This window comes from Paenibacillus sp. 01T422, from assembly GCF_056398785.1.
In genome coordinates this window covers 1-1,685 of record NZ_JBFTQB010001306.1, presented here as the reverse complement: position 1 = coordinate 1,685, position 1,685 = coordinate 1, and the positions used below count along the sequence as shown (strand labels likewise).

1 protein-coding gene and 1 pseudogene are annotated in these 1,685 nt (G+C 44.8%); both read left to right on the top strand.

Features of this window, described 5'->3' with window-relative positions; genetic code table 11:
• Positions 1 to 306 (top strand): annotated as a pseudogene (locus tag AC1DUA_RS38270) (pseudopaline biosynthesis protein CntL); the annotation flags it as partial.
• A gap of 83 nt (positions 307 to 389) precedes the next feature.
• On the top strand, positions 390 to 1,685 hold a 1,296-nt coding region (locus AC1DUA_RS38265; protein WP_477504664.1), incomplete at its 3' end, for a spore germination protein.

Sequence of the window (1,685 nt, the reverse complement as noted above, 5' to 3'; positions counted from 1 at the left end):
AGTGTAAGGCGTGTAACTTTTACCCATCAGCCATTGAAAGAGTTGACATTTACAAAAGAGGCTACTCATCTTATTGTGGCTTCACATGTTGAAAATAAGCAGGAGCTTCTCGAGGAACTGAGACAATTAGCTGGCAGTCACGCGAAGATTTTGATCCGGTATGGCAATGGACTAAAATCGCTGTTTAATTACACATGGCAGGAGGGGAATCACTTGCCAGCGTGGATACAGAGTAGTGTAGATACCTCATCACCGTTGTATGACACGATAATTTTGGAGAAAGCGATGCTAATGAAAGGAGTCTGAAAGGGTTATATGTTTAATGGTGTTAATTGTTAGAACCTTCCTATCGTTATGGGGAGGTTTTTTTAATTGCCGATTTGGAGGGCTTGGCTTTACTTCCATACAATCCTGAATATTCCAACAATATTAAGCGCATAACAACAGGTGATGTGTTGTTTACCCAGTTTCAAACGCAAAACGGGTTGAATGCTTGCATCCTGTATCTCCGCGGCGTAGTGGATGTGGAGCTCCAAGACGGTAATGTGCTTGCTCCGCTAAAGAACTCGAAAGTAGACCCTGGAAGTTCGATTGAAACCTTTAAAGCGTATATAAATGTTTCTAATATCGATGAAATACAAACAATGGGTGAAGTTCTCCATGATGTACTAGGAGGCAGATCCGTTGTGTTATTTGACACGGTGCAAGGCGCTTTGACCATCGGGCTTATGAGGTACGATACACGTGCAGTTGAAGAGCCGCTTGCCGAATCTGTTGTCCGTGGATCAAGAGAAGGTTTCATTGAATCTACAACCGTCAATACCACCTTAATTCGAAAAAGATTAAAAACACCAGCGTTAAAATTCGTCACCTTCACAGTTGGTACTTATTCCAAGACGGAAGTAACTTTAGCGTATATTCAAGGTATTGCGAAGCCAGATATTATAAGCAAGGTTACAGAGCGAATCGAGCAGATTGATATAGACGGTGTGCTTGAGAGCGGATACATCGAGGAACTCATCGAGGGTAATACCTATTCCCCTTTTCCACAGATACAAGCAACGGAACGTCCTGATGTGGCAGCAGCAGGTTTGCTCGAAGGACGCATTCTTATTCTGACAGAAAATACACCAATTGTCCTGATTGTACCTGCCACCTTCTGGTCGTTGATGCAATCACCTGAGGATTATTATCAGCGTTATCTGATCGGGACGTTGATTCGTTGGCTGCGTTATACGTTTTTCCTCATTGCTATGCTTGCTCCTGCTGTTTATGTGGCAGTTTTAACCTTCCATCAGGAGATGGTGCCGACAACCCTGCTTTTACGTGTAGCCAAATCGCGGGAAGAGATTCCGTTCCCAGCCCTGGTCGAAGCGCTGATCATGGAAATTACGTTCGAAGCGCTGCGTGAAGCGGGTATTCGACTTCCGAGGCAAGTCGGCTCGGCTGTCAGCATCGTTGGCGCGCTAGTCATTGGACAGGCAGCTATCCAAGCTGGCCTTGTTTCGGCACCAATGGTCATGGTTGTAGCCATAACGGGAATATCCTCATTCATGATGCCACAGTACTCGGCCAGCATTGCACTCCGAATCCTGCGATTCCCCATTATGATTTTATCAGGAATTTTGGGGTTATTTGGTCTAATACTGGGCTTGTTGCTGGTCATAAGTCATCTCTGTATACTT